The organism is Streptomyces phaeochromogenes (assembly GCF_001418655.1).
Classification (GTDB): domain Bacteria; phylum Actinomycetota; class Actinomycetes; order Streptomycetales; family Streptomycetaceae; genus Streptomyces; species Streptomyces phaeochromogenes.
The window spans coordinates 1-2,341 of sequence record NZ_LIQZ01000582.1; the positions used below are offsets into that span (position 1 = coordinate 1).

Annotated in this window: 2 protein-coding genes and 1 pseudogene; all 3 read right to left on the reverse strand. The window is 73.3% G+C overall.

The genetic code is table 11. From position 1 onward, the window contains the following. Positions 1-138 (reverse strand): annotated as a pseudogene (locus AOK17_RS53195) (ADP-ribosylglycohydrolase family protein); the annotation flags it as partial. Beyond that, positions 135-1,280 (reverse strand): ADP-ribosylglycohydrolase family protein, encoded by a 1,146-nt coding sequence (locus AOK17_RS46150; RefSeq protein ID WP_055618629.1) that lies wholly within the window; start codon positions 1,278-1,280, stop codon positions 135-137. The pseudogene AOK17_RS53195 and the gene AOK17_RS46150, both read right to left, overlap by 4 nt. A 7-nt stretch (positions 1,281-1,287) precedes the next feature. Further along, positions 1,288-2,341 (reverse strand): ADP-ribosylglycohydrolase family protein (locus AOK17_RS46155; RefSeq protein ID WP_055618630.1); only part of this gene is annotated, 1,054 nt, incomplete at its 5' end.

Genomic DNA, 2,341 nt, shown 5'->3' on the forward strand with positions numbered 1-2,341 from the left:
TTGGGGGGACTGGGGGCCGCCCGCCCTGTGCCAGCGGGCGGTGATGGCCGATGGTTCGCGGCCGTCCTCCTCCGCCTGGTGGAGTTCGTGGCCCAGGAGGTCCTCCGGCTGGACCCAGGTCAGGCGGAGAGGGGTCATGACAGCTCCGCGTAGGCCGTCTCGTGGGTGCGGCGGCGGCTGGTGTCGCGGGTGAAGATCTCGCGGGTCACCTCTGTGAGCGTCGTCGCGGGGGCCTGCAGGTCCAGGCGGCTGGACTCCGCCACCGTCTTGGCCCAGTCGGGCGGGATCTCCGCGCCGAGGGCGCCTGCCAGGGCCCCGGCCATCGTGGCGATCGAGTCGCAGTCGCGGCCGTAGTTCACCGAACCCAGGACCGCGTGCCGGTAGTCGCCGCGGGAGATCAGCAACATGGCCAGGGCGACCGGGAGTTCCTCGATGGAGTGGATGCGGGAGGGGCGACGGGCGCCCAGGGACGGGGCGCGGTAGTCGGGACCCACCGTGTCGTAGGGAGCCACCGCCTGGCGGAGCGGGATCAGCGCCGACTCGAAGTCCGAGTAGCGCGATGCCGTGTCGCAGACCGTCTCGATGGCCGCCCGGGTGCCGTCCTTCGCCAGGGAGAGACATGCTTCGACCACCGAGTCCGGGGTCGCGCCGGGTGTGCAGGCCGCCGCCACTCCCGCCGCGAAGACGCCCGCCGCCTCTCGTCCGTACGACGACTGGTGGGCGCCCGCGATGTCGAGGGCCTCGGCGTACGCGCCCGCCGGGTTGGCCGCGTTGACCAGGCCGACCGGGGCCATGTACATCGCCGCACCGCAGTTGACGATGTTGCCGGTGCCGGCCTCGCGGGGGTCCGTGTGGCCGTAGTGGATCCTCGTCACCAGCCACTTCTCCGCCAGGAAGATCCGGTGGAGGGGAAGCGCCTCGGCCTCCAGCTCCGGGATCCAGCGCGGTGTCGTCATCAGGTCGGGGACCAGGTGGTCGGCGACGGCGTACGCGTCCAGGTGGTCGCGGACCTTCGCGTACACCCGTACCAGCGCGTGCGTCATCAAGGTGTCGTCGGTGACGTGGCCGTGGCCCTTGTGGTACGGGGCGATGGGGCGGGCCGTGCGCCAGTCGTCGCCGTTCCAGGGGCCGACGATGCCGTGGACCCGGCCGCCGTGGCGTTCGGCGATCTGCTCGGGGGAGTAGCCCTCGACGGGGCCGCCGAGCGCGTCGCCGACGGCGGCTCCCACGAGGCTGCGGGTGATCCGTTCTTCCAGAGTTGCGGGTGCGGTGGGCGTCATGTCCGAATCATCCCCCTGAGAAGGCCAGTTCCGTGGCTGCCAGCAGTTCGGCGAGTTCCACCAGGTCCGTGCCGGTCAGACGGGGGAGCGCGCAGCCGGAGAGCGTGCGGCACGCGTCCCGCCAGGAGGCCGGGATCGCCGCGCCGCCGCCGATCGCGCCGGTCAGCGCGCCGACGAGAGCGGGGGCCGAGTCCGCCACCCGCGACAGACACGCGGCCGCGGGTACCGCCTCGGCGATCCGGCCGTGCGAGGCGGTGGCGAGCGCGAGGGCCACCGGGACGGTCTCGGCGGCGGCGATGCCGTAGCTGTAGACGTGGTCGACGATCTGGTGCTCCAGCAGGGGTACGAGGCTGAAGGCGCTGTCGGCCTCGCGGGCGAGCGCCAGCGCGTGGCGGGCGTTGCGGCCGATCTCCGTGGACTCCGGGAGTTCGGCGAGCGCGGCTGCCACGCAGGTGTCGGCGTCCTCGCCGGCCAGGGCGAGGGCCAGCGCCGCCGCCATCGCTCGGGCGCCGTGCACGCCGTCGCCGTCCTGGGTGTAGCGGGCGTCGAACTCGGCCAGTTCCGCGGCGAGTTGGGGGTCTCCGGCGTGGGCCACGGCCAGTACGCAGGCCCGTACGCATGCCGCGTCGTCGAAGTAGTGGGGGTTGTCGTGGCCGGTGGCGGGCGGGCGCAGGCCGGTGGCGAGGTTGCCGAGACCCGCCCGTACGGAGATGCGGGCGCGCAGGGGGAGTACGGCCGACTCGACCTCGGGGGCGCGGTCCGCCGCCGCGGCTACCTCGCTGGCGATGGCGTTCCAGGAGAGGTCGATGGCCGCGCGCATGCGGCGTTCTCGGCTCAGGTCGCCGAGTGCGCCGGGGTCGGTGGCGCGTAGGACCGCCTCCGCTGCGAATGCCGCCCATTCGGCGTCGTCCGAGGGGCCGAGGCGTAGGGGTTCCGGGGGTTGGTTCAGGGCGATGGGGACGGGGAGGGTGGTCGTGGCGTTCTGTTCGGCGAAGGTGTCCAGTTCTCGGGTGAGGCGTCTGGTCCATTCGGGCATGCGGGCGGCTCTGTGTCTGGCTGCG